The sequence below is a fragment of the Nocardioides panacihumi genome (assembly GCF_039530925.1).
Classification (GTDB): domain Bacteria; phylum Actinomycetota; class Actinomycetes; order Propionibacteriales; family Nocardioidaceae; genus Nocardioides; species Nocardioides panacihumi.
This window is the reverse complement of sequence record NZ_BAAAPB010000001.1, coordinates 383,279-406,619: the sequence shown is the minus strand read 5'-3', so window position 1 is coordinate 406,619 and position 23,341 is coordinate 383,279. Positions and strand designations below refer to the sequence as shown.

At 70.9% G+C, this 23,341-nt stretch carries 24 protein-coding genes; 14 read left to right on the top strand and 10 right to left on the bottom strand.

The features are described 5' to 3' along the window. Positions 1-27: 27 nt before the first annotated feature. Positions 28-1,311, bottom strand: a complete 1,284-nt coding sequence (locus ABD205_RS01975; protein ID WP_344041867.1) for an ABC transporter substrate-binding protein — start codon at positions 1,309-1,311, stop codon at positions 28-30. A 208-nt stretch (positions 1,312-1,519) separates the two neighbouring features. Between ABD205_RS01975 and ABD205_RS01970 the strand changes: the two genes are divergently transcribed. Then, the gene (locus tag ABD205_RS01970; RefSeq protein WP_344041865.1) at positions 1,520-2,056 is read left to right on the top strand and encodes a nuclear transport factor 2 family protein; all 537 of its coding nucleotides are present in this window, start codon (positions 1,520-1,522) and stop codon (positions 2,054-2,056) included. Here ABD205_RS01970 and ABD205_RS01965 read toward each other — a convergent pair. From ABD205_RS01965 to ABD205_RS01950, 4 genes are read right to left on the bottom strand one after another with little or no spacing between them, the layout of a single operon-like run. After that, positions 2,053-2,805 (bottom strand): SDR family NAD(P)-dependent oxidoreductase, encoded by a 753-nt coding sequence (locus ABD205_RS01965; RefSeq protein WP_344041863.1) that lies wholly within the window; start codon positions 2,803-2,805, stop codon positions 2,053-2,055. The two genes, ABD205_RS01970 and ABD205_RS01965, sit on opposite strands and share 4 nt — an antisense overlap. Positions 2,806-2,808: 3 nt before the next feature. Then, positions 2,809-3,024, bottom strand: a complete 216-nt coding sequence (locus tag ABD205_RS01960) for a ferredoxin (RefSeq protein WP_344041861.1) — start codon at positions 3,022-3,024, stop codon at positions 2,809-2,811. Positions 3,025-3,041: 17 nt separating this feature from the next. Next, positions 3,042-3,962, bottom strand: a complete 921-nt coding sequence (locus ABD205_RS01955; protein ID WP_344041859.1) for a cyclase family protein — start codon at positions 3,960-3,962, stop codon at positions 3,042-3,044. A 3-nt stretch (positions 3,963-3,965) separates the two neighbouring features. Next, positions 3,966-5,273 carry a 4Fe-4S dicluster domain-containing protein gene (locus tag ABD205_RS01950; protein WP_344041857.1) on the bottom strand — a complete coding sequence of 436 codons (1,308 nt, stop codon included), beginning with the start codon at positions 5,271-5,273 and terminating at the stop codon, positions 3,966-3,968. A gap of 92 nt (positions 5,274-5,365) precedes the next feature. Between ABD205_RS01950 and ABD205_RS01945 the strand changes: the two genes are divergently transcribed. Both ABD205_RS01945 and ABD205_RS01940 read left to right on the top strand, forming a co-directional pair. Next, complete coding sequence (locus ABD205_RS01945; RefSeq protein WP_344041855.1) at positions 5,366-6,310, top strand: PDR/VanB family oxidoreductase; 945 nt, start codon at positions 5,366-5,368, stop codon at positions 6,308-6,310. A 7-nt stretch (positions 6,311-6,317) separates the two neighbouring features. Next, positions 6,318-7,586, top strand: a complete 1,269-nt coding sequence (locus ABD205_RS01940; RefSeq protein WP_344041853.1) for a cytochrome P450 — start codon at positions 6,318-6,320, stop codon at positions 7,584-7,586. On the opposite strand, the gene ABD205_RS01935 is transcribed toward ABD205_RS01940, so the two are convergent. The 4 genes from ABD205_RS01935 to ABD205_RS01920 are packed head-to-tail and all read right to left on the bottom strand — an operon-like array spanning position 7,562 to position 11,431. Next, a complete protein-coding gene (locus ABD205_RS01935) occupies positions 7,562-8,572 on the bottom strand; it encodes an LLM class flavin-dependent oxidoreductase (protein WP_344041851.1) in 1,011 nt (336 codons plus the stop codon). The two genes, ABD205_RS01940 and ABD205_RS01935, sit on opposite strands and share 25 nt — an antisense overlap. Positions 8,573-8,583: 11 nt before the next feature. Next, positions 8,584-9,714, bottom strand: coding sequence for an amidohydrolase family protein (locus tag ABD205_RS01930; protein ID WP_344041849.1), 1,131 nt, complete (start codon positions 9,712-9,714; stop codon positions 8,584-8,586). Further along, positions 9,711-10,250, bottom strand: a complete 540-nt coding sequence (locus ABD205_RS01925) for a Rieske (2Fe-2S) protein (protein WP_344041847.1) — start codon at positions 10,248-10,250, stop codon at positions 9,711-9,713. Before ABD205_RS01925 ends, ABD205_RS01930 begins: the two co-directional genes overlap by 4 nt. Next, entirely contained in the window at positions 10,247-11,431 is a 1,185-nt protein-coding gene (locus ABD205_RS01920) for an amidohydrolase family protein (protein ID WP_344041845.1), read from the bottom strand. The genes ABD205_RS01925 and ABD205_RS01920 overlap by 4 nt, the downstream gene beginning before the upstream one ends. Before the next feature lie 103 nt (positions 11,432-11,534). Between ABD205_RS01920 and ABD205_RS01915 the strand changes: the two genes are divergently transcribed. From ABD205_RS01915 to ABD205_RS01865, 11 genes are all read left to right on the top strand, one after another. Beyond that, complete coding sequence (locus ABD205_RS01915) at positions 11,535-12,029, top strand: VOC family protein (RefSeq protein WP_344041843.1); 495 nt, start codon at positions 11,535-11,537, stop codon at positions 12,027-12,029. Between the two features lie 64 nt (positions 12,030-12,093). Beyond that, complete coding sequence (locus ABD205_RS01910; protein ID WP_344041841.1) at positions 12,094-12,606, top strand: nuclear transport factor 2 family protein; 513 nt, start codon at positions 12,094-12,096, stop codon at positions 12,604-12,606. Then, on the top strand, positions 12,603-13,745 hold the full coding sequence (locus ABD205_RS01905; protein WP_344041839.1) for a CaiB/BaiF CoA transferase family protein: 1,143 nt from the start codon (positions 12,603-12,605) through the stop codon (positions 13,743-13,745). The genes ABD205_RS01910 and ABD205_RS01905 overlap by 4 nt, the downstream gene beginning before the upstream one ends. Then, complete coding sequence (locus ABD205_RS01900) at positions 13,742-14,599, top strand: enoyl-CoA hydratase-related protein (protein WP_344041837.1); 858 nt, start codon at positions 13,742-13,744, stop codon at positions 14,597-14,599. The genes ABD205_RS01905 and ABD205_RS01900 overlap by 4 nt, the downstream gene beginning before the upstream one ends. Then, on the top strand, positions 14,596-15,144 hold the full coding sequence (locus ABD205_RS01895; RefSeq protein ID WP_344041835.1) for a VOC family protein: 549 nt from the start codon (positions 14,596-14,598) through the stop codon (positions 15,142-15,144). The genes ABD205_RS01900 and ABD205_RS01895 overlap by 4 nt, the downstream gene beginning before the upstream one ends. Further along, positions 15,141-16,958 carry an FAD-dependent oxidoreductase gene (locus ABD205_RS01890; protein ID WP_344041833.1) on the top strand — a complete coding sequence of 606 codons (1,818 nt, stop codon included), beginning with the start codon at positions 15,141-15,143 and terminating at the stop codon, positions 16,956-16,958. Before ABD205_RS01895 ends, ABD205_RS01890 begins: the two co-directional genes overlap by 4 nt. A 36-nt stretch (positions 16,959-16,994) precedes the next feature. Continuing rightward, positions 16,995-17,708, top strand: coding sequence for an SDR family NAD(P)-dependent oxidoreductase (locus ABD205_RS01885; protein ID WP_344041831.1), 714 nt, complete (start codon positions 16,995-16,997; stop codon positions 17,706-17,708). A gap of 1 nt (position 17,709) precedes the next feature. Continuing rightward, the gene (locus ABD205_RS01880) at positions 17,710-18,897 is read left to right on the top strand and encodes an epoxide hydrolase family protein (RefSeq protein ID WP_344041829.1); all 1,188 of its coding nucleotides are present in this window, start codon (positions 17,710-17,712) and stop codon (positions 18,895-18,897) included. Further along, positions 18,894-20,018, top strand: coding sequence for a Rossmann-fold NAD(P)-binding domain-containing protein (locus tag ABD205_RS01875; protein WP_344041827.1), 1,125 nt, complete (start codon positions 18,894-18,896; stop codon positions 20,016-20,018). Before ABD205_RS01880 ends, ABD205_RS01875 begins: the two co-directional genes overlap by 4 nt. Further along, positions 20,015-20,521, top strand: coding sequence for an FAS1-like dehydratase domain-containing protein (locus ABD205_RS01870; protein ID WP_344041825.1), 507 nt, complete (start codon positions 20,015-20,017; stop codon positions 20,519-20,521). The genes ABD205_RS01875 and ABD205_RS01870 overlap by 4 nt, the downstream gene beginning before the upstream one ends. A 20-nt stretch (positions 20,522-20,541) precedes the next feature. Beyond that, positions 20,542-20,949, top strand: coding sequence for a MaoC family dehydratase (locus ABD205_RS01865; protein ID WP_344041823.1), 408 nt, complete (start codon positions 20,542-20,544; stop codon positions 20,947-20,949). Between the two features lie 4 nt (positions 20,950-20,953). On the opposite strand, the gene ABD205_RS01860 is transcribed toward ABD205_RS01865, so the two are convergent. Next, complete coding sequence (locus ABD205_RS01860; RefSeq protein WP_344041821.1) at positions 20,954-23,230, bottom strand: CaiB/BaiF CoA-transferase family protein; 2,277 nt, start codon at positions 23,228-23,230, stop codon at positions 20,954-20,956. Between the last annotated feature and the right edge of the window lie 111 nt (positions 23,231-23,341).

Here is a 23,341-nt window from a genome sequence, read left to right as displayed (position 1 = left end):
CGGTGTGGAGAGGTGTGAGGAGGTGCCTCAGTAACCGCTGCAGTTGCTGGCGAGGTCACCCGAGGCGCCGTTGTTGCCGGTCGTCTGGGTCGGGGCGATCGTCTTGGGGTTGTCGTCGCCGGCGTTGTAGGTGAACTGCCAGTTGCAGCTGACCGGCTTGGAGGGCTGGCCCTTGGTGAACGTGACCGGCTCGGGGAGCAGGCCGCCGAGGGTCTCGTCCTTGACGCTGAACATGGCGTCCATGACCGTCTGCCGGGTGACGTCGGCGGGCTTGGCGTTCTCGAGGGCCTTCTTGAACAGCTCGAACGAGGACCAGATGGCGGTCGAGTTGCCCGAGGAGTAGACGCCGTCGGGCGAGTACTTCTTCATGGCGTCGCGGTACGTCTTCACGGGCGCGGCGGTCGACCACCACGGGAAGCCGTTGGTGCCGCCGGCCGACTTGAAGCCGGGGACCTTGTTGAACTCCTCCTGGCTGAATCCGGAGTTGATCACCGAGAACTTGCCGGTGTAGCCCTGCTGCAGGCAGTCGTTGGCAAACCGGGTGCCGGTGGCGTACCCGATGTTGAAGGCGATCGAGTCGGTCTTGCTCCCGATGTAGGACAGGCACTCCGCGGTGTAGTCGGTCGCCGACGCGGAGGCCAGCTGGACGCCGGAGGTGTCGAGGCCGACGGACTTGGCGTAGTCCATGGCCTTGCCGCCGTTCTCCTGGCAGACCGCGACCTCGGCGCACGCGGCCCAGCCGAACTTCTTCGCGCCGGCCGCCTTGGCCTGGTCGACGTAGGCCTTGATCGTGTAGTCCGAGCCGGTGACGTCCTGGAAGACGCCGGGGACATGCGACCACAGGATGTCGCTCGACCCGCCGCCGCTGATGACGGCGACCGGGGTGTTCTTGAAGGTGTCGACCATCGCACCCTCGGCGACCAGGTCGGTGAGGAAGATGGCGTCGACCGAGTCGTCCGAGAGGAAGGTCTTGGCGACCGACGTCGCACCCGGAACGGTGTTCTTGGTGTCGACGACGTCGACCTGGACGGGGTGCCCGAGGACGCCACCATGGTTGTTGGTGTACTCCTGCCAGGCGTGGGCCACGGCCTTGGCGGCGATGCCGTTCGAGGCCTGCGGGCCGGACATCGACGCGCCGTAGCCGATCTTGATCGGGGTGCCGGTCAGCGCCGGGCCGCTGCCGCTACCGGCGTCGGACGACGTCGCCTTGTTGTCGTTGTTGCCACCGCAGGCGCTGAGGGCCAGACAGCTGGCGGCGACGAGCGCGCCGAGCTGCAGCGCGCGCTTCTGAGTGTTGATCCTGCGTGACACGTGGGCTCCTCGGGTGTGGGCTCACCCGCTTCTTGCGACGGGCGACTAGCCGTGAACCTAGATGAGACAGGAATCACTTGTCTATGCTTATGACATAATTAGGGAAACATTGGGACATGTTTTGCCGAGCGGAGTGCAGGCGGACCGGTCCCGACGGGTAGCCTCAAGTGAAGAACAACTAGAAAACCATTAGATGTGGAGTGATAACATGGGTGTAGCACCGGACCTGGACACGTTGGCCGACAAGATGGCGCTGACGGAGCTCGTCGCCCGGCTCGAGCGGGCCGTCGACCGGAAGGATCGGGACGGGATCCTCTCGTGCTACTCCGAGAAGTCGTTCGACGACCACGGCCGCTTCCGTGGCGGCCGTGAGGAGTTCGCCGAGTTCATCTGCAACAACCCGGGCTTCACCACAGCCTCGCCGTTCATCTACCACCTGATGGGCCAGTCGCTCTTCGAGGTCGACGGCGACGAGGCGTACGGCGAGTCCTACTTCTGGTACGCGATGCAGGTGCAGGAGGGCAAGCTCTACCAGTCGATCGGTCGCTACCTCGACTACTTCCAGCGGTCCGAGGACGGCTGGCGCGTGACGTACCGACGCGTCGTCATGGAGTGGGACGGTTCGCTCGAGGCTCAGAACGCCGTCCCGGGCGGGCACTTCCGGGGAACGCGCGACGAGAGCGACCCGCTCTACCAGCGCCTCACCTGGCCGGAGAACCCCGAGGCGACGACGTCCATCGGCTAGATCGACAGGCCGCCGTCGGCGACCAGGAGCTGGCCCGTCACGAACGAGGCGTCGTCGGAGAGCAGGAACGCGACGACGGCGGCGATCTCGGCCGGATCGCTCACCCGGCCCATCGGGATCCGGGCGCGGAGCCGCTCCTCGCCCGCCGGGTCGAGCAGGCGGTCGATCATCGGCGTGCGCATGTGCCCGGGACCGACTGCGTTCACCCTGACACCGTCGCGCGCGTGGTCGCGGGCGGCGGCGCGGGTGAGCCCGAGGACGCCGTGCTTGGCCGCGGCGTACGACGCGACGCCGGCCGTCTGCACGGTCGTGCTCGTGTAGGACGCCACGTTGACGATCGCCCCGCGTCCGGCCGGCACCATCGCGCCCAGCTCGGCGCGCTGGCAGCGGAAGACCGAGGTCAGGTCGAGGTCGAGGGTGCTGATCCACAGCTCGTCCGAGGTGGTGGCCGCGGAGGCCGGCGCCGGGCTGACGCCGGCATTGTTCACGGCGGCGTCGAGACGCCCGAACCGCTCGAGAGCCGCCGCGACCAGGCGCGCCGGGTGGTCGGGGTCGACGACGTCGCCAGGCACCGCCAGCGCCTGCCGGCCCAGCGACCGGACCTGCGCGGCGACCTCCTCGCAGCGGTCCGTCCGGCGTCCGGTCACCACCAGGTCGGCGCCCTCGCCCGCCAGGCGCAGCGCGCAGGCCTCGCCCAGGCCGCTGGTGGCACCGGTGACCAGGACGACCCGGTCCTCGAATCGACGCACGGATCAGCCGATCAGCCGGATGGCCTGCATCGGGCACATGTCCGCGGCCTCGGCCGCCTGCCCGGCGTCGGAGGCGTCGAGCTCCGGCGAGACGTACTCGTCGTCGGCGTGCGCGCGGAACGACAGCAGCCCGTCGCCGTCGAGCGAGAACGTGCCGGGCGCGACGATCGCGCACTGGCCGTGGTTCTCGCACTGGGTCAGGTCGATGGCGAACTTCATTCAAGTCTCCTGTCGGGTCAGAGGATGGCCAGGACGTTGGCGGGTGAGCCCGCCGACCCCGGGCCGTTCAGAGGAGCGGAGGTCAGCAGGAACTCCCAGCGGCCGGCGGTGCGGCAGGCCGTGGCGAGCTCGTCGAGGTGCCAGAACTCACCGATGGGGATGCCGAGGCGGTTGAGCATCGCCGAGTGCAGCCAGGGGTCGCGGAGGGGGAACGGCTCCAAGGTGAAGTTGTCCGCGGCGACGGCCGCGACGCCGGAGTCCCAGAGGAACGTGAGCATCGCGCGGCTCGGCTCGATGCCGGGACAGCTGAAGTCCGTCGTGGCCAGTGCGGCCCGCTCGGCGTACGACGCCTCGGTGAAGCCCGTCTCCCACCCGGTCCGCAGCAGCAGGATGGTGCCCGGCTCCAGGTCGACGCCCTGGGACGCCGCGCAGCCGCGGAGGTCCTCGACGGAGATCTCGGCGTCGGAGCGCCAGTCCAGGGGGTCGCCCCGCTCGGCCCGCCACCGTCCGACGTCCAGGAGGACGCCGCGCCCGGCGATGCCCCGCTCGGCCCATGCCGCGATGCCACGGGACTCGTCGGTGCTGCCGTTGTAGAAGCAACCGTGCTCGACGTCGCGGACGTGGAGGAACCCGTCCCACTGGGAGCTGTACTGCGTGAAGAGCCCGTCCCAGAGGTCGTCCCGGGCGCGTTCGCTGCGGTGGACGACGTGGGTCGGTGGACGCCGGCGGGAGACCGCCGACGCCGGGTGCGGGGAGGGGTAGTAGAGCGACGCGTTGAGGCTGAACACGTCGCCGGAGCGCACGAGCGCCGCGGCCGCGGCGACCCGGGCAGGGGTGAGCAGGTTCAGGGCGCCGAGCTCGTCGTCGGGCCCGTACAGGCCGAGCGCGCGCCCGTCGGGAAGGTCGTCGTACGCAGGCCGCCTGTCCTGGTCGGGCACGGATCAGTACCCGAGCGCCTCGCCGGGCTCCTCGACCCAGTCCAGGGGCACCTTGCGCTCGGGGTCGAAGACGAACCCGGGCGTCTCGAAGACCTCGGGGCCTAGCCGCGGACGCTCGCCCGGCCCGTAGTGGCGGCCGTCGAGCGGCCAGTCGAACCCCTCGAGGTCGTCGGTGTCCTTGCCAAGGATCTGCCCGCTGCGGTCGTACTCCTCGAGCACGGCAGGGAGGCCGAAGCGCTGCACCGGGCAGACCTTCATGCAGACCGAGCAGCCCGCGGTCTTGCCCATCACCGGCAGGCAGCGCTTGGTGTTGAGCTTCGCCTTGACGACGCCACGGCTCTCCTTGCGCACTGCAGGGATGGCGCCAGCCGGGCAACGGCGGACGCAGGCCTGGCACTCGTTGCAGACCCCCTCGAGGCCGTAGTCGACGGGCTCGTCGTGGACGAGCGGCGCATCCGTCGACATCACGTGGATGCGGCACCGGGAGCCGGCGTGGGGGGTGAGCAGCTGTCCGTTCAGGCCGAGCTGGCCGAGTCCGGCCTGCACGGCGTACGGGATGACCATGGACTCGCCGACGAAGCCCTCGGGCCGAGCGGCGTAGCCCTGGGCACGGATCCACTCGGCGAGCAGCCGCATGCGGTCCTCGAGCCCCGCGTACGCCGACAGCGCAGCCTTCTCCGCCCGCAGGCTCGGCGACATCTGGGTGGAGGCGAAGTTCTGCTCGATGATCCCGACGATGATCGTGTCGCCGACTCCGAGCCCGTGGTACTCCGCGTAGTTGTACTTGATGTCGTAGGCCGTGACCCCCACCGCTGCCAGACCGAGCCGCGCCGCCTCGAGCTTCATCCGGCGCGTCAGCTCGTCGGGCGAGATCGGGGCGGGCGCCCCGGTGGCGCCAGGACTGCGGTTGGCGCGAGCACGCTTGCGGGCAGCGCCCTGGACGCGTGGCGAGGTCGACAGGAGGGACGCCCACATGTGGCCGGTCGGGCTGTTCTCGCTGCGCATGTCGGGGTGCAGGCGGATGAAGTCGTGGAGGGGCACCTCGTCGAACGCCTCCTGCTGGCGTTCGGGCAGGAGCGCGATGCCGGGGACCGTGCGCAGCGTCTCTGCCGGGTCCGGCACCGGGGCGGTCCAGGGCCGCGTGTGCGGCATCCGGCGCCGGTGCACCCAGATCGGCAGGCGCGGGATCCACCACATCCTCGGCCGGTACGGCAGCGTCTTCTTGGCCAGCGGATAGAGGAGCTCGCTGAACTCGTGGCCCCACTTCAGGGCCTGTCGTTGCAGCCCGTTGCGGGTGAACTGTCGGGTCATGGCGGTGCCAGGCTCCTCGCTGTCTACTGTGTTGAAGTGATGTTACTATCAGTCTCCAATTAATTTCCAGGGCAGATGGGACGAGGGCGACGATGGAGCAGACCTTCACCGTGGTGGTGCGTGCGGTCGAGGAGGCCGCGGACGGCGTGCGAACGCTCTGGCTCGCACGCGACGACGAGGGCGCGCTCCCCGGCTGGGAGCCCGGCGCCCACATCGACCTGCTGCTCGCCGACGGCCTCGAGAGGCAGTACTCCCTCTGCGGGGACCCGGCGGACCTCTCCGCCTGGCGGGTCGCGGTGCTGCGCGAGCCCGAGAGCCGCGGCGGCTCGGCGTACGTCCACGAGCGTCTTGCCGCGGGCGACACGCTCCAGGTGCGCGGGCCGCGCAACGAGTTCCCGCTCGAGGGGGCCGAGCGCCACCTGTTCATCGCCGGTGGCATCGGCATCACGCCCCTCCTGCCGATGATCGCCGCGCTGCACGCGCGTGGCGCCGACTGGCGGATCGTCTACGGCGGACGACAGCGCGTGTCGATGGCCTTCCTCGGCGAGCTGGAGCAGTACGACGACCGGGTCACACTCTGGCCCCAGGACGAGCTCGGGCTCATCGACCTGCCGGGTCTGCTCGATGAGCCCCGGACGGGCACCCGCGTCTACTGCTGCGGACCTGGCGTCCTCATCGACGCCGTGGAGGCGGCATGCGCCGCCTGGCCGGCAGGATCGCTGCACGTCGAGCGCTTCCGCCCGAAGGACGGTGCCCTCGACGGTCCGACGACCACCTTCGAAGTCCACCTGGAGGCCTCCGACCTCACCTTGACGGTGCCGGCTGACCGGTCCATCGCCGAGGTCGTCGAGGAAGCCGGCGTCGAGATCTTCACCTCCTGCCGCGAGGGGACCTGCGGGACGTGCGAGACGGGCGTCCTCAAGGGGGTGCCCGACCACCGCGACTCACTGCTGACCGAGGACGAGAAGGCGGAGAACGACGTGATGATGATCTGCTGCTCGCGCTCCAAGACCCCGCTGCTGGTCCTGGACCTCTGAGGTGACCATGCCCGCCACGCACCCGGCGTCGGACGAGGCCGTCGCCGCCGACCTCGAGCGTCTCTTCACCTTCGACGACGCGCTCCTGCAGGACCCGTTCCCCCTCTACGAGCGGATGCGGCAGCATGCACCCGTCGTCAGGGTCGGCTCGGTCGTCGCCGTGGCGCGCTACGAGGACGTGCAGCGCGTGCTGCGGGGCCCGGTCACCTTCTCGTCGGTGCGCTCGCGCGGCTCCCGGGTGACCGACCGCCTGGCCGGGCTGGCCGGCGCGGACCGCGACAAGTACGACTACCTCGTCCGGCACGACCTGACCCACATCGGCCAGCAGGACCCGCCCGAGCACGAGCGACTGCGCGGCTTCGTCAACCGGGTCTTCTCCCGGTCCCGCATAGCCGCCACCCGAGCGGAGATGACCGAGCTCGCCGAGAGTCTGCTCGACGAGATCGAGGCCGACGGGGGAGGGCCCTTCGACCTCTCGAGGCTCTCCTACCGGCTGCCGTTCCGGTGGATGTGCCGCATGCTGGCCGTGCCGGAGGTCGAGGTCGAGAAGTTCCGAGGCTGGGCGATGGACCTGCGCGTCGGACTCGGCACGAACCACGAGAACCTCGAGGCGTCGTACGCCGCCACGCGCAACGTGGACGCGTGGGTCCGCGACCTGATCGCGGACAGACGTGCTCGCGTCAGCGGTGCCGATTGCCCCGACGAGGACCTGGTCTCCCAGCTGGTGGCCGAGGAGCGGGACGGGCAGGGCCTCACGGACGAGGAGCTCGTGTCGATGTTCACGGTGATGCTGACGACCGGGAACACCAACGACCTGATCTCCAACGCCGTCATCACCTTCGCCGCGCACCCGGACCAGCGCCGGGCCGCGCTCGACGACCCCGCGGTGCTGCGCAACGGGATCGAGGAGCTGTTCCGTTTCGCGCCTCCGGTGCACGCCGCGCACCGGGTGGCCCGGGTGGACTGCGAGATCGCCGGTGTGCCCGTGCGTGCCGGCGAGACCGTCCGGCTGATGCTCGCCTCCGCCAACCGGGACCCCGAGCGGTTCGCGGACCCCGACATCTTCGACGTCCGTCGCAGCGACGCACGCCACCACGTCGACTTCGGGCACGGCATCCACGTCTGCCTCGGACAGTGGCTGTCCCGGCTCGAGATCGAGGTCGCGCTCACCACCCTGTACGAACGCTTCGGTGACCTCGCTCCCGTCGGGCCCGTGCGCTATCGGCGCAACTACGCCTTCCACGGCACCGATCAACTCCTGGTCGCGTCGTCCTGATCGCCTCCGGGCGGTCGATCCAAGCGGGGGAGGACGTCCTCCTCGATCACCCGGAGTGAGCTCCACGAGACGTCCGGATCGAGCCCGCCCAGCAGCGGCTTGAGGTGCAGTCCCCGCCCGCTCCGCACCCGCTCGACGGCCTCGTCGGGGGTCAGAACCAGGTGGCCACCGCCGGTCCGGACGTCCTCGGGCCGGGCGAGCGCCCGCTGCCGGTAGACGCCGGGCTGGCTCCTGGTCCACTCGACGTAGGAGTTGGTGTCGTGCAGCGCGTGCGCCTCGATCGCTCGCCAGGTCGCGTCGACGTCGCGACTGACGAAGGCCGTGGGGTGCCCGGCCAGCGACGGCGGTACGAGGGGCGCGCCCTTCCCCAGCCGGCGCAGCTCCTCCAGGTAGACCTCGACCAGCTCCGGCCTGGACGGTCGGTAGCCGTCTGCGAGCCGGGCCGCCCTCCTCGCGCTTCCCGGCGAGCCGCCGCCGAGGACGATCGGGATCCGCGGTCGCTGCAACGGCCGGGGAGTGACGTGGACGCTCCGGCCCCGGTAGGAGAACGACTCGCCGGCCCAGGCCCGGGTCATGACCTCGATGCCCTCGTCGGCCAACGCCGCGCGAGAGGAGAAGTCCACCCCGAACATGTCGAACTCGGCGAGCCGGTACCCCGCGGCGACGACCAGGGTGACCCGGCCACCCGAGACGAGGTCGAGGACGGCGAGCTCCTCGGCCGCCATCACCGGGTCGTGGAGCGGGAGGACCAGCGCTGAGACCCAGATCCGGAGGCGCGTCGTCCGCGCCGCGACGGCGGCGGCGAACACGAGCGGCGCGGGCAGGTAGCCGTCGTCGCTGCCGTGGTGCTCCATCACCTGGACCGCGTCGAAGCCGAGGCGGTCCGCCCACGCCGCCTGATCGAGGGCCGCGCGGTAGATCTCCGCCTGCGGCGCTCCGAAGTCGGGGGCGCGCAGGTCGTAGGAGATCGTCAGCAGGTCGGCCACGTGCTCGTGCCCTATGCGAGGGCGTACCACTCCCGGGCGTTCTCGGCCATCGTCTTCGCGCGCATCGACTCGGTCATGGCGCCGAGCAGCTGGGCGAGGTCGTCGTCGTGTCCGTGCGGATAGTCGGTGGCGAACATGAGGAGGTCCTCGCTGCGCAGCCACCCCAGCGCGGTCTGGAGCATCGCGTCCGGGCCGGCCTCCGTCGGGGCAGTCGAGAACCGGAAGTGGCGGCGGACCACGTCGAACGGGGGCTCGGTCACCCAGGGCACCTCACGGCGCAGCCCCTTCCAGTCCTTGTTCATCCGCCAGCCCCAGGCGGGAAGCCAGAGGAAGCCACCCTCGAGTACCGAGACACGAAGCTCGGGCACCACCTGGAATACCCCCTCGGCGACCATGCTCGTGATCTGGCTGCCGAAGGCCTGCCACTCGGCCGCGTACTCCTCGATGAAGTACGACGGGTAGCCGGTCGTCGACGGGACGCCGTCGGGGGTGCCGCCGTAGTGCAGGCCGGCGACCAGGCCGTGCTCGGCCATGGCCTCGAACACCGGGAAGAACATCCGGCGTCCCCAGAGCGCGTCGGTGCGGACCGGCAGCAGGACCTGGACGATCCCGGGGTGGGCGCCGATGCGGTGGATCTCCTCGACCATCGACCGGGGGTCGCGGGCCGGGAGCACCATCGACGCCCGGAGCCGCGGATCCCGGCCGAGCCACTCCTCGACGAGCCAGTCGTTGACCGCGCGCGTCATCGCGTTGTGCCAGTCCGGCTGCCGGATGCTGTCGACGCCGTAGTAGCAGTTCACGATCGCGGCCTCGACGTCCCACGGGTCCAGCACGTGCTCGCGCAGCAGCGCGACGTCGGAGGCCGGCGTACGGCCGTCCTCGGGACGCCACTCCGGCCGGCAGGTGCGGGGCGAGGTCGGTGGGTAGTGCGCCAGCGGGCCCTGCGGCTGCTTCCAGTTCCGCTCGGTGCACCAGTCCACCCACTGCCGTGCGAGGTAGGGGAAGAGCGTCTCCGCGGACGGCACCTGGGCGTGCACGTCGACATCGATGACGGAGCCGGCCCACAGTGAGCGGCGTGCGGCGGGATCCTGGACGAGCGGGGCCGGCACGGATGTGGCCGGCGGGGACGGGGTCAGGGTCACGGGGTCCTCCGCTGGGGGCGTTGGGGTCGCAGGTCGACGACGAGGTAGTCGTCCTCGACCTCGACGGTCACGGTCTCGGCGTGCAGCGGTCCGGGCTGCATGCCGGTGCCGGCGCCGCCGACGGCGGCGGCGTACTGCTGGGGGGTCATCCGGGACACGGCGAGTGTCCCGGCCTCGAGCTCCGAGGCGACGACCGCGCCGTTCTCGATCTCGACCGAGTACGGTCGGCCGCGCATGCCGACAGGGTCGAAGTAGGACTGCCCGGTCGTGACGTCGAACTCCCACCCGTGCCAGGGGCATGCGAGGAACGTCTGGTCGGTGTCGTAGTGGTACTCGCCCGGCACCGCCGCCGTCACCCGCGGCAGGAACCTGCCCGCGCAGAGATCGGCGCCGCGGTGCGGGCAGCGGTTGAGCAGCCCGTAGAACGTGCCCCTGACGTTGAAGATCGCCACCGAGCGGCCGCCGACCTCCACCGCCATCTTCTCGCCGTCGGCGAGGTCCGCCGCTCGGGCGACGACGTAGCGTCGGGTGCTCATCCGACCGGGTAGCCCTTTTCCGGCAGGAACGGGATGTCGTAGAGGCGGCTCGCGACGCCGCCCAGGATCTCCGCGCGACGCTCGACGGTGAGGTTGCGGGGGAGGGCGGACGGCTCGTCGAAGTCCCAGTGCGGGTAGTCGGAGGAGTACATCAGCTTCTCCCCGAGCCCGGAGGCCAGGAACGCCTCGTGGACCTGGTCGAGGTGGCCGTCGTCCTCGGGCTCCTCCATCGGCTGCGTGGTGAACCAGAAGTGGTCCTGGAAGTACTCCGAGGGCTTCTTGTGCAGGTGCGCCACCTCGCCTCCCATGACCCGGTACGCGGCGTCGAGGCGCCACGACAGCGGGAGCGCCCATGACCAGCCCAGCTCGACGAGGACGACCTTCAGCCCCGGGAAGCGGTCGAACACCCCCTCGTAGACGAAGCTCGCCACCATCGGGAAGTTGAACGCCGCGTAGTCGCAGTGCTCCTCGAAGTAGTAGCTCGGCGACCCCGAGGGCGTGACGCGATTGCCGGTCATCACGTGGAACGTGACGGGAAGGCCGTAGTGCTCGCATGCCTCGTAGATCGGCCAGTACGACGGGTGCCCGGGCGGACGCAGGTTGTCCGGTGCCAGCATGATCTGCTTCATCCGGTCGCCGTACTCCCGGTCGCCCTCCTTCCAGAACTCGATCTCCTTCACGGCGAGGTCCGGCAGCTCGTACGGCAGGTTCATCGAGGCGTACCAGCGGGGGTCCTGGGCCAGCCAGTTGTCGCGCCGGTGCTCGTTGAGCGCACGGCAGTACGCCGCTGCGAGTCCGGCGGGCTGACCCTTCATGCCGGCCGATGAGAACGCCCCGAGGTCGTTGAGCAGGCCGGCACTGATCTCGTAGGTGTCGAGCAGCTGCTCGGCGGCGAACGCCGGGTCGCTGCCCGGAGCGCCGCCGCCCGGCGGCTCGGTGTCCCAGCGTTGGCCGTACTCCCGCGGCCGTGGGCGATCGCCGCCGACCCAGCCGCCGCGCGCGACGCCGACCTCGGCGGCGTGCCGCTGCCAGCGCTCGGGGAGGTAGGACGTGACCCCGGCGCCCCGCTGCTGGTGCTCACGCAGCTTGAGCGGGTGGACGTCGCAGTCGATGATGCCGAGCTTGCGGGTCGTCGATGTCGCCCCGGCGGGGGCGGCCTCCGGCCGGGTGGTGATGGTCATCGCGTCCTCCAGTGCGGTCCTACACATGAGCATCAAGTGATGACACAATAATGATCATGTTATCCACAACTCGCCCGCGCTGTCATCCGCGAGAGGAGCCCTCGTGAAGCTCGTCTCCCACATCGCCATCGGCGTCCGTGACCTCGAGCGCTCGCTCGTCTTCTACCGGGACGTCCTCGGCCTGAGCGAGATCCGGGACGCCGCGAACGAGCCGCACCGCGACGCCCTCTACGGTCCGGAGGTCACCTCGACCCGTCGGCGCGAGGTGATGCTCCGGTGGGGCGGCAACGCGGGGGAGGACTTCGGCGACCGGGTCTTCCTCGCGCTCTCGCAGTCGGAGGAGCTGGCTGAGAACGCCCCGCTGCACCTGGGCCAGATCGGCATCCACCACGTGGGGCTGTGGGTCGAGGACGTGCCCGCGCTTGCCGAACGACTCCGCGCGGCCGGTCACGAGCCCGTGTCCGTGGTCGACACCGTCGGCACCGGCTACGGAGAGAGCGCGGACCAGCCGATGCGGGCCATGTTCGTCAAGGACCCCGACGGGGTCGTGCTCCAGTTCGACGAGCGGGTCCGACCGGCGTCGCCAAACATGCCATAGTGGTGTTACTGTCACTTGCTGTTGTGGTCGAGGCATTGTTGTTCCTGAGGAAGGTGGACGTCGCGTGGCGCAGGATCTGGAGCGGCGGCTGGAGCTCGTCGAGGCGCGCCTGCGCGAGCTCGAGGACGAGCGTGAGATCCGCGAGCTGCTGGCCCGGTACGGCTACTTCGCCGACGCACCGCTCGACGAGGAGTACTTCGCGCTCTTCACCGAGGACTGCGTGATGGACGTGTCGGTGGGGCGGGGCGACGACCCGTTCGAGGTCGTCCGCTGGGAGGGACTGGACCAGATGCGCCGGTTCCTCGGCGAGCGCACCGCCCAGCACGACAACGGCTTCTACGGCCACAGCTTCCACGTCCAGGGCAACAACCTGACGGTGAAGGTCGCCGGCGACGACGCCGCGGCCAACGGCTACTCGTTCATCTTCCACCAGGACGGTCCGACGCTGCGGCTCCTGAGCGCCTCGATGAACGAGTGGGCGTTCCGGCGGGTCGACGGTCGCTGGCGCATCCAGATGCGCAAGCGCCGGATGGCGGGCGCACCTGACGTCCCCGAGATCCTGCGGGCGGCCGAGTGACGGACACACGTGGGAGTGGAGGCGCGCTGGCCGGCGTACGGGTCGTGGACCTGTCGCGCGTGCTGGCCGGTCCGTACTGCGCGCAGCTGCTCGGCGACCACGGGGCGGACGTGGTCAAGGTCGAACCTCCCGTCGGCGACCTGACCCGGACCTGGGGCCCGTCCCGCGCTGATGGGGTGAGCGCCTACTACGCGGGCCTCAACCGCAACAAGCGCCACCTCGTCGCCGACCTGACCCGATCCGAGGGCCGGGACCTGGTGCTCGGCCTTCTCGCGGATGCCGACGTCGTCGTCGAGAACTTCAAGCCCGGCACGCTCGAGCGTTGGGGCCTCGCAGCCGACGATCTGATGGCGTCGCTCCCGCGGCTGGTGTGGTGCCGCGTCACGGCCTTCGGCGCGGACGACCCGCTGGCGGGGCAACCCGGCTACGACGCGGTCATCCAGGCCCACGCCGGCCTCATGCACCTCAACGGCGACCCTCAGGGACCCCCGACTCGCTGGCCCGTGCCGATCGCCGACCTCACCACGGCACTGCACGCCTTCTCGGGGGTGCTGCTCGCCCTGCAGGAGCGGGAACGGTCGGGGCGGGGCCAGATGGTCGAGATCAGCCTGTACGACGCTGCGCTGAGCCTGCTGCACCCGGCGGCTGCGAGCTACTTCATGACCGGGGTGCCGCCGTCACGGCTCGGATCCGCCCATCCCGACATCGCGCCCTGCGAGACATTCCGGTCACCGCTCGGCGAGCTCTACGTCGCCGCCGGCTCGGACCGTCAGTTCTCAGTCCTCGTCGACGTCCTGGGCGCACCCGCACTGGCAGCGGATCCTCGCTTCGCGACCAACGCCGACCGTCTGCGGCACCGGCACGAGCTCAACGCTGAGCTCGCCGGTCTCATCGGTCGCCTCGATCCGTCCACCGACATCGCCACGGAGCTCATCGCCCGCGGCGTCCCGGCCAGCCTGGTCCGCCCCGTCGAGGCGGTCCTGGCTGCGCTCGAGCTCGCCGAGCGCGGCATGGTCGCCGAGCTCGACGGCCTCCGGATGCTCGGCATCCCCGTCCACCTGAGCCGGACCCCCGGCTCGATCCGCACCCCGCCTCGTGCGGTGGGCGCGGACGTCCCACGAGAGGCAACGCCAGCATGAGCTTCGAGAACATCCTGTACGCGGTCGACGACCGGATCGCCACGATCACCCTCAACCGGCCCGAGAAGCGCAACGCGCTGAGCCCGGCGCTCCGACGCGAGATCGTCAGCGCACTGAAGACCGCCGAGGCGGACGACGACGTCACGTTGATCCTGATCCAGGGCGCCGGCTCGGCGTTCTGCGCCGGCTACGACATGAACAGCTACGCCGGCGGCGAAGCCGACCCCGAGCGGCCCGACGGCTGGAACGACTCCGAGCTCTACGAGTCGTGGACCGGGCAGTTCCCGCGCAGCTGCCTGCGGGACTGGCTGACGATCTGGGACCTGCTCAAGCCTGTGGTCGCCAAGGTGCACGGCTTCGCGCTCGCGGGCGGCTCGGAGCTGATGTCGATGTGCGACATCGTCTTCGCGGCCGACGACTGCGTGATGGGCTACCCGCCGACCCGTGCCCAGTCCACGCCGGACGTCGAGTACTTCCCATGGAAGATGTCGATGGCGCAGGCGAAGTACCTCCAGCTCGGCGGGCACTCCGTGACCGGCAAGCGGGCGGCCGAGATGGGCTGGATCGCGAAGAGCTTCCCCGCCGACGAGCTCGACGAGCAGGTCATGCGGGAGCTGCGACCGATGGCCAAGCTGCACCCGGCGATGCTCTCGGCGAACAAGATCGCGCTCAACCAGACCTACGAGGTGATGGGCTTCCGCTCTGCTCTACAGGCGTCCGTCCCGTGGTACGTCCTCGCCCAGGGCTTCCGGCCCGGGTCCGGCGAGTTCAAGACACGTGCCGCCCGGGACGGGCTCAAGTCGGCGCTGCAGTGGCGCGACGGCGACTTCAAGGACGAGGGGTTCGTCCTGTGACCGAAGCGAGGGACGAGCAGGCCCGGACGGAGGCGAACGCCCGGGTCGGGAGCCTCAACCACGTCGCCCTCGGCGTCCGCGACCTCGAGGCCTCCGTCCGCTTCTACGTCGACGGTCTCGGGATGCGCCAGACGCTGACCAAGGAGACCAGCGACCTGACCCCGACGCTCATGCGGCTGCCGGCGTACGCCAAGGCGACCACCGTCTTCGTGCAGGGCGCCTCGCGGGTCGGCCAGATCGAGCTCGCCCAGTGGAACCTGCCCGCCGGTGACGACGACCGACCCAAGCGACCGGGCGACGTCGGCCTGGGGCAGCTGTCGTTCCCGGTCGCCCCGGAGCACATCGACGCCCTCCACGACCGACTGGTCGACATGGGCTACGAGGTCTACTCCGAGCCCACCACCAGCGTGATCAGGAACTACGGCCCGGTGACCCTCTTCCTCTGCGAGGACCCTGACGGGAACCAGGTGGAGCTGATCGCCCTCCCGTCGGCCGAGACCGTGCGCGCGTTCCGCGCCCAGCAGACCCAAGGAGTGACGCAATGACCCGGATCGACACCACGTCCGCGCCGCCGACCGAGGCGGTGGACCCCCAGGCCATCGCCGAGGAGTGGCTCGCCGCGCTCGACAGCGCCGTCACCGCCCGGGACCTGCCCGGCGTCAGGCGTCTGTTCGCAGCGGACACCTGGTGGCGCGACATCTACGCACTGACGTGGGACCTCGTCGGCATGCACGGGGCCGACGACATCCTCGGCGTCCTCGGGCCCGCGCTGGACGAGCCGGGCTTCGGCGACCTCCGGCCCGACACCTCGTGGCCGGCGACCTTCAACGGCCGCTACGTCGAGGCGATCTTCCACTTCGCGACGGACGTCTCGGTCGGGCGGGGTGTCGTGCGGCTCGTCCAGGAGGCCGGCGAGTGGCGTTCCTGGGTGGTCTCCACCAGCCTCGAGGGGCTCCGGGACTTCCGGGTCCCGCAGGTCTCGGTCGACGACGCGGCCAGCGAGGAGAACAACTCGCCCTCGATCCCGGGGGCGCGCCGCTCGCTGGACGAGATCCGCGCCGAGCGGCGGGAGTACCGCGACTCCGATCCCAGCGTCCTGATCATCGGTGCCGGCCACAGCGGGCTGTTCCTGGCAGCCCGCCTCGGGCAGCTCGGCGTCCCGACGTTGCTCGTGGACAGGTATGCGCGGGCCGGCGACAACTGGCGGCTTCGCTACAACGGCCTCCTCCTGCACGACTTCAAGTGGTCCACGGAGTTCCCCTACCTGTCCTACCCGACGACCTGGCCGCTCTTCACGCCCAAGGAGATGCTGGCCGACTGGATGGAGTCCTACGTCACCTTGATGGGGCTCGACCTGTGGACCTCGACGGAGGTCCGCACGGCGACGTACGACGAGGGCGAGGGTCGCTGGACCGTCGTCCTGGACCACGGGGGAGAGCGACGTACGCTGCGTCCGCAGCACCTGGTCTTCGCGACCGGCAAGGACGGCATCCCGCACCGTCCGACGGTGGACGGGGAGGGCCGCTTCGAGGGGGTCATCGCGCACTCCAGTGATCACCCCGGCGGCGACTCCGTCCGAGGGAAGAAGGTGGTCGTGGTCGGCGTCGGCGCCAGTGCGCACGACATCGCCCAGGACGCGTACGAGAACGAGGCCGCCTCGATCACGATGGTCCAGCGCAGCCCTGCGCTCGTCTTCTCGCAGCGCAACGGGCTCAAGCTCCTCTTCGGCAACTACTACAGCGAGAACGGGCCCGACGTCGCTGACGCCGACCTGCTCTCCGCAGCCAACCCGCTGGCGCTCTCGGTCCAGCTGGCACCGGGCGTCACCCGCCAGATCGCCGAGCTGGACGCCGACCTCATCGCCGACCTCGAGGGCGCCGGGTTCCGCACCACGCTCGGGCCGAACGACGCAGGCCAGGCGCACCTGACGACGCGGGGCGGCGGAGCCGTCTACATCGACAAGGGCAACTGCCGGTTGATCGTCGACGGCGAGATCCGGATCCAGCCCGGCGAGATCGACCGCTTCACACCGCACGGCGTGGTCTACCGAGACGGCACCGCGGAGGACGCCGACGTGGTCGTGTTCTGCACGGGCTACAGCAACATGCGCGAGGTGGTCCGACCGATCGTCGGCGACGAGGTGACCGACGCACTCGCCACCGTCTGGAACGTCGACGACCGCGGCGAGCTGCGCACCACGCTGCGCCACTCGGGGCACGAGCGGCTCTGGTTCATGGCGACCGGTCTCCGCCTCGCCCGGTTCTACTCCCAGCACGTCGCCCTGCTGATCAAGGCGATGAACGAGGGGCTCATCGACCCGAGCATCAACGTCGAGAAGAAGCAGGAGCTCGCGGGTTAGCCCGCCGGCAACGATGAGGCTCGACGGAACGGTCGCGTGGTCAGCGGCGCCTCGAGCGGGATCGGCGCGGCGACGGCGTGCGTCCTCGCCGCCGCCGGTGCGACGGTCGCGCTGGTGGCGCGGCGGCCCGCCTCGCTCGCCCGGGTGGCGGCCGGGATCGCGGCGAACGGCGGCGCGGCGGTCTGTCTCGCGGCGGACCTCGCGGACGACGGGTCGCCGGAGGACGTCGTCGCTCGGGTCGTCGGCGAGCTCGGTCGGATCGACGTCCTCGTGAACAACGCCGGGGCCGCCCTCGTCGGGCCGGTCCTGGGCGCCGACCCTGCTGAGTGGTCGCGGATGGTCGACCTCAACCTCGCCGCGGTGCTGGGCCTGTCGCGGGCGGCCCTCCCGCACCTTCTCGCGGCGGCCGAGGGGCCGCGCGGTGTCGCCGACCTGGTCACGGTCGCCTCGATCGCCGGGCGCAGACCTCAGGCGGGCGCGGCCGTCTATGCCGCCACCAAGGCCGCGACGCAGGCCTTCAGCGAGTCGCTGCGGCAGGAGGTCGCCACCCGGCAGGTGCGGGTCGGGCTCGTGAGCCCCGGCGCTGTGCATACGGAGGCCGCGGTCGTCGCCAACGCCCGCGCCGGACGGACTGACACCGCCTACCTCGACGTCGAGGATCTCGCCGGCGCGATCGAGTTCATGGTCACGCGGCCCGCCGGCATGGCCGTCAACGAGGTCGTCGTACGGCCGACGCAGCAGGTCGGCTGAGGTGGAGCAGCGCGCAGCGCCGGGGGCGGCGATCACCCCGTTCCGGCCCGAGTTCGCCGACGCACAGGTCGCCGACCTGCGGCGCCGGATCGCCGACGCGCGATGGCCGGCCACCGAGACGGTCGCCGACTGGAGCCAAGGAGTGCCGAGTGCCTACCTGCGCGACCTCGTCGGCCACTGGTCCGACGCCTACGACTGGGACGCGGCGAACGCCCGGCTGCAGCGGCTGCCCCAGTTCACGACCGAGATCGACGGGCTGAGTATCCACTTCGCGTACCTCCGCTCGCCGGACCCGACGGCGCGGCCGCTGGTGCTCACGCACGGCTGGCCGGGGTCGTACCTGGAGTTCCTCGACGTGGCCGCGCCGCTGGCCGACCCGCAGGCCCACGGGGGAGATCCCTCGGACGCCTTCCACGTCGTGATCCCCTCCCTGCCGGGCTTCGGGTTCAGCGGCCACCCGCAGGTGGCCGGCTGGGGTGCCGAGCGGATCGCCGACGCCTGGGTGGAGCTCATGCAGCGCTTGGGCTACTCCCGCTTCTACGCCCAGGGCGGCGACATGGGGTACGTCGTCTCGACGGCGCTCGCGCGCCGGCACCCCGAGCAGGTGCGGGCGATCCACCTCAACTTCTGGGTCTCGGGTCCTGAGCCCGAGGCCGAGCTGACCGGGTTCGGCGAGCTCACCGAGGATGAGCACCGCTACGTCGCCAAGGCGCACCACCTGTGGTCGAGCGGGGTGGCGTACGCGACGCTGCAGTCCAGCAAGCCGCAGACCATCGGCTACAGCCTGGCCGACTCGCCGGTCGGCCAGTGCGCCTGGATCGTGGAGAAGTTCCACGGCTGGACCGACAACACCGGACTCCCCGAGTCGGCGATCGACCGCGACCGAATCCTCGACAATGTCGGGCTGTACTGGTTCCAGAACCTCGGAGCGTCCGCAGCCCGGCTCTACTGGGAGAGCACGAACGCCGCCGTGGCCGACCACTCCGCGGTGACGGTGCCGAGCGGCTACACGGTCTACCCCGGGGAGATCCTCGCCGCGTCCGAGCGCTGGGCCCGGCTGCGACTCCCCGGGCTGCGGTACTACGCGCAGGCGCCGGCGGGCGGTCACTTCGCCGCGATGGAGCAGCCCGAGATCTTCGCCGCGGACGTGCGCCGGGCGTTCCGCGTCATCGAGGAGGACGCCTCATGAGCCGCACCGCCCTCCTGGTCGGCGGAAGCGGTCCGACCGGCCCCCACGTGGCTCACGGCCTCGCGGAGCGCGGGTACGACGTCACCCTGCTGCACCGCGGCACCCACGAGCTGCCCGAGCTGGAACGGTTCGAGCACCTGCACGCAGACCCGCACTTCCGAGAGCCGCTGGACGACGTGCTCGACGGCAGGGAGTTCCACGTCGTGGTGGCGTCGTACGGGCGGCTTCGGGTGGTGGCCGACGCCGTCGCCGGGCGTTGCGGTCAACTGGTCGCGGTCAGTGGGCTGCCGGTCTACGCCGGCTACCACGAGCCCGGCAGGCTCGTCCCACGCGGCTTGCCCGTGCTCGCGCGCGAGGAGGCTGCCGATGCCGGGCGGGCGACGCCCGAGCAGGAGTCGGGCGGCGAGGGCTTCGCCCGCAAGGTGCGGACCGGCGAGAAGCACGTATTCGACCTGCATTCTCATGGAGCTTTCGCGGCGTCGGTCTTCCGCTTCCCGAGCATCTACGGTCCGCGCCAGGTCTACCCGCGGGAGTGGTCCGTCGTGCGACGTGTGCTCGACGGCCGCGATCGGATCCTCCTGCCCGACGGCGGCCTGACGATCACGACGCGCTGCGCGGCTGCCAACGCGGCGGCGTACCTCCTCGCGGCGGTGGACCGTCCTGACGAGGCGGCCGGCCAGATCTTCAACGTCGGAGACCGCGACCAGCTCACGGTCCGTCAGTGGGTGGAGGTCGCCGCAACGGCAGCGGGCGGATGGTTGGACGTGGTCTCGCTGCCGTTCGACCTGGCGGGTCCGGGCCGGGCTCTGTTCCCCGTCTCGCACGACGACCACCTGCTCGTCGACACGTACAAGGCGGTCGAGCTTCTCGGCTACGTCGAGCCGGTGCCCGCGGTCGAGGCGATCGCCGAGGCAGTGCGCTGGTACGTCGAGCACCCTCCTGACGAGCATGCGGCCGGCGCGCTGCTGGACCGGTTCGACTACGTCGAGGAGGACCGGGTCGTCGATGCATTCAGGCGGGCGACCGCCGGCCTGCTCGGGGAGCAGGCGCCGGCCGAGGTCGCCGCGCACCCGTACGCCCATCCGACGGTCGCAGGGCAGCGCGACCACCGCGGCCGATGAGCGCCGTGCGCCTGGTCAGCGAGGAGATGCACGCGGCGGTCGGCTCGATCGTCGACTGGCGGGTCTCCTTCCCGGTCGCCGCCTCGGATGTCCGCCGTTGGGCGGTCGCCGTGTACTACCCCGACCCCCCGCCGCGCTGCTTCTGGGACCCCGCGACGCCAGGGGGCATCGTCGCGCCCGAGGAGTTCAACCCGTTCGCCTGGATGGTGGCCGACCAGCGGGTGCCGGTGGTCTCCGTCGGGCGTCGCGACACCGACAAGACGGAGAAGTCGATCGGGATCGCCGGACCCGGGCTGCAGAACCAGGTCAACGGCGGCACCGAGGTCACCTACGACAGGCCGATCCGGGTCGGCGACGTGATCCGCTCCGAGACGCGCCTGGTCGAGTATCGGGAGAAGGCCGGCCGGATGGGGCCGATGCTGATCACGGTCCTGGAGAGCACGTGGACCAACCAGGAGGCGGCCCGGGTGCAGGTCGAGCGCCAGGTCGCCATCCGCTTCTGATGTCGACGGGAGGAGAGCGCATGAGGTTCGAGGTCGGCGAGGAGATGCGCGTCGGTCCGCGGCCGACGGGGTTCGCCGAGTGGAACCGGTTCGCGGCGGTGAACGACGAGTTCGTGCCGATCCACATGGACGACGAGGCGGGGAGGCGCGCGGGCTACCCGGGCGCCATCTCGATGGGTCGCCTCCAGTGGTCCCAGGTCCATCGGCTGCTCCGCGACCGGCTGCCCGACGGCGGCCGGATCGTGGCGGTGGCGCTGCAGTTCCGCGGTCCGACGCTGCGTGACGTCACGATCGACGTCCGAGCGCGGGTGACGGCGGTGCGCGAGCGGGCCGGGGAGCAGTACGCCGACCTCGAGGTGTGGGTCGAGGACGAGACCGGAGCGGTGCTGGCTCCCGGGACGGCGACCGTGGCGGTGCCGCTCCCCTAGTTGCCTAGCGGTAGCCGACGCCGACCACCGAGTGCATCGGCTCTCCGACGACGACCACCCCGGCCCCGATCAGCTTCTCGATCTCGTCCTCGTCCAGGTCGGCCTCGCGCAGCAGCTCGCGGCTGAACTCCCCGTGCCCGGTGGCGCGCAGGATCGGGTGCGGCTCGTGCCCCGGGAGCGTCACCAGCTGGTGCGGTAGGAAGGTCGAGTTGCCGTCCGGCCAGACCAGCTCCGCAACGTGACCGTCAGCCAGCAGGGCAGGGTCGTCGACCACCTCGCGGAAGTCCCGGGCGCGCACAGCCGTCCCGCCGGCCGCGGTGACCGCGGCGACGACCTCGGCGGAGGTCAGCTTCTCGAGAGCATCGGCGATCGCCCCTGTCGGCTCCTCGGCGGCCGGGTCGCCGGCCTGATCGAGGAGTCCGGCCGCGACTGCCTGCGCTGCGCTGTGCAGGTGGATGCGCACCCAGCCGTCGGCGCAGGGGTAGAAGCGGGAGAGTGGACCCGGTCCCGGGAAGTCGCGGCCGCCGATGTCGGCGCGTGGCCGGCCGGCGTACCGCACGAGCTCGCCGCTCTGCATGAACGTCGCTGCCGTGGCGAGCGAGGAGGTCACACGCTGCCCGCCGCGGCCCGTCGCACGCTGGTAGAGCGCTGCGCACGTGCCGAGCGCCGCCAGGCACGCCACTGTGACGTCGTTGATCGCGAGGGTCGAGAAGACGGGTTCGTCGGCACCGCCCTGGGCCCTCATGATGCCCGTCAGCGCTTGGACGACGGGGTCGTACCCGGGTTGTCCGCCGAGTGGGCCGCTCGCGCCGTAGCCCGTGATCGAGGTCGTGACGATGTCGGGGCGGACGATGCGGAGTGTGGCGTCGTCGATACGAAGCCTCTCGAGCACGCCCGGGCGGTAGTTGTCGAGGACGACATCGCTCGCCTCGACGAGGCGGAGGAAGGCGGCGTAGCCGGCTGGGTCTCGGAGATCGATACCCAGTCCGCGCTGGCCCCGGGCGATGCCGTACCCCCTGAGGCGCAGCTCGTCGCCCTTGATGGTCTCGACCTTCATGACGTCCGCGCCGAGAGCTGCGAGGAGCATGCCCGCGTACGGGCCGGCGAGGACCGTGCCCAGGTCGGCGACCCTGATGCCTGACAGCGGCCCCGAGCCGGCGAGCGGACGGTGGGCCGGGGCGGCCTCCCCGATCGTGCTCGACGTGCGTGGCCGCCACGACGTGTGGTCGACGAAGGCTCGGGCGCGATGGTGCCTGATCGCGCCGCGCGAGAGCTCTGCGCCGACGCCGACGACCGTGGCAGGACCGACCAGGGGGTCGTCGAGCTCCACCCGCTGTCCCAGCGCGGCGACCTGGGGGTGATCGAGCCAGTCGCCGCGGTCTCCGACAGGGCTCACAGGGCAGCCCGCGGCGGCGAGCTCGTCGATCCACGCGGTTCGCGGCCGACGCAGGAACGCCTCGCTCAACCTGGCGCGGACCCAGTCTCGGTTGTCGGGGGCGTACAGCCGCTCGCGGACGTTCCCGATCCGGAGGTCCTCGACGATGTCGGTGACGCCGAGCTTGTCGAACACGATGTCCTGGAACTTGGAGCCGAGCGCGCCGACGAAGAGCCACTCGCCGTCGGAGCAGCGATAGGTGCCGAACGTCGGGTTCGGGCCGCCCGGTCCGACGGAGGTCACCGGCAGCGGCTCGGTCGGGCTCACGAGCATGGTCGTGACGGTCGTGACCATCGAGCCGTGCAGCGCGTCGACCACGACCCTCTGGCCGCGACCCGTGCGCGCGCGCTCGACGAGGGCCGCGATCCCGCAGGTCGCACCCCAGACACCCTGCATGTTGGACAGGAACGGGTAGACCTCGTCGACGGGGCCCCCGCTGAACGACGTCTGCCGGCGCGCCGCGCCGTAGTCGGCGGCGACCATCCGGTCTCGGGTGTAGGGATCCAGGTCGGCGTCCTCAGCCCAGAGCGGCAGATGGAGATGAACGATCCGCGCCGGCTGCTCGCCGGTGATGTCGAGCCCTAGCCGGGCCGCGGTCCTCGAGTCCGAGGTCAGAACGACGTCGGCGTCCTCGGCCAGCTGCGGTCCGAGCGCCGGCGGGACGATCGTCTTGTTGCGATGCCACACGACGGCCGCGGGGCGCTCCGCGTCTTCGGGGTCGTCGAGGCGAATGATCTCGGCGCCGAAGTCGCCGAGCGCCATCGCGGCCAGCGGCCCGGCGATGCCACGACTCGCGTCCAAGACCCGGACCCCGTCGAGGGCGGGACGTTCGTCGCTCGTGCTCATCGCGGGAAGCCTCCATGACCAAGCGTTGCTGCAATAGTGATGTTATGTAGTTCTAGCGTAGATACCGGGCGCTCGCCAGTCGGGCGATTAGGGACGGCCGAGATACGTACC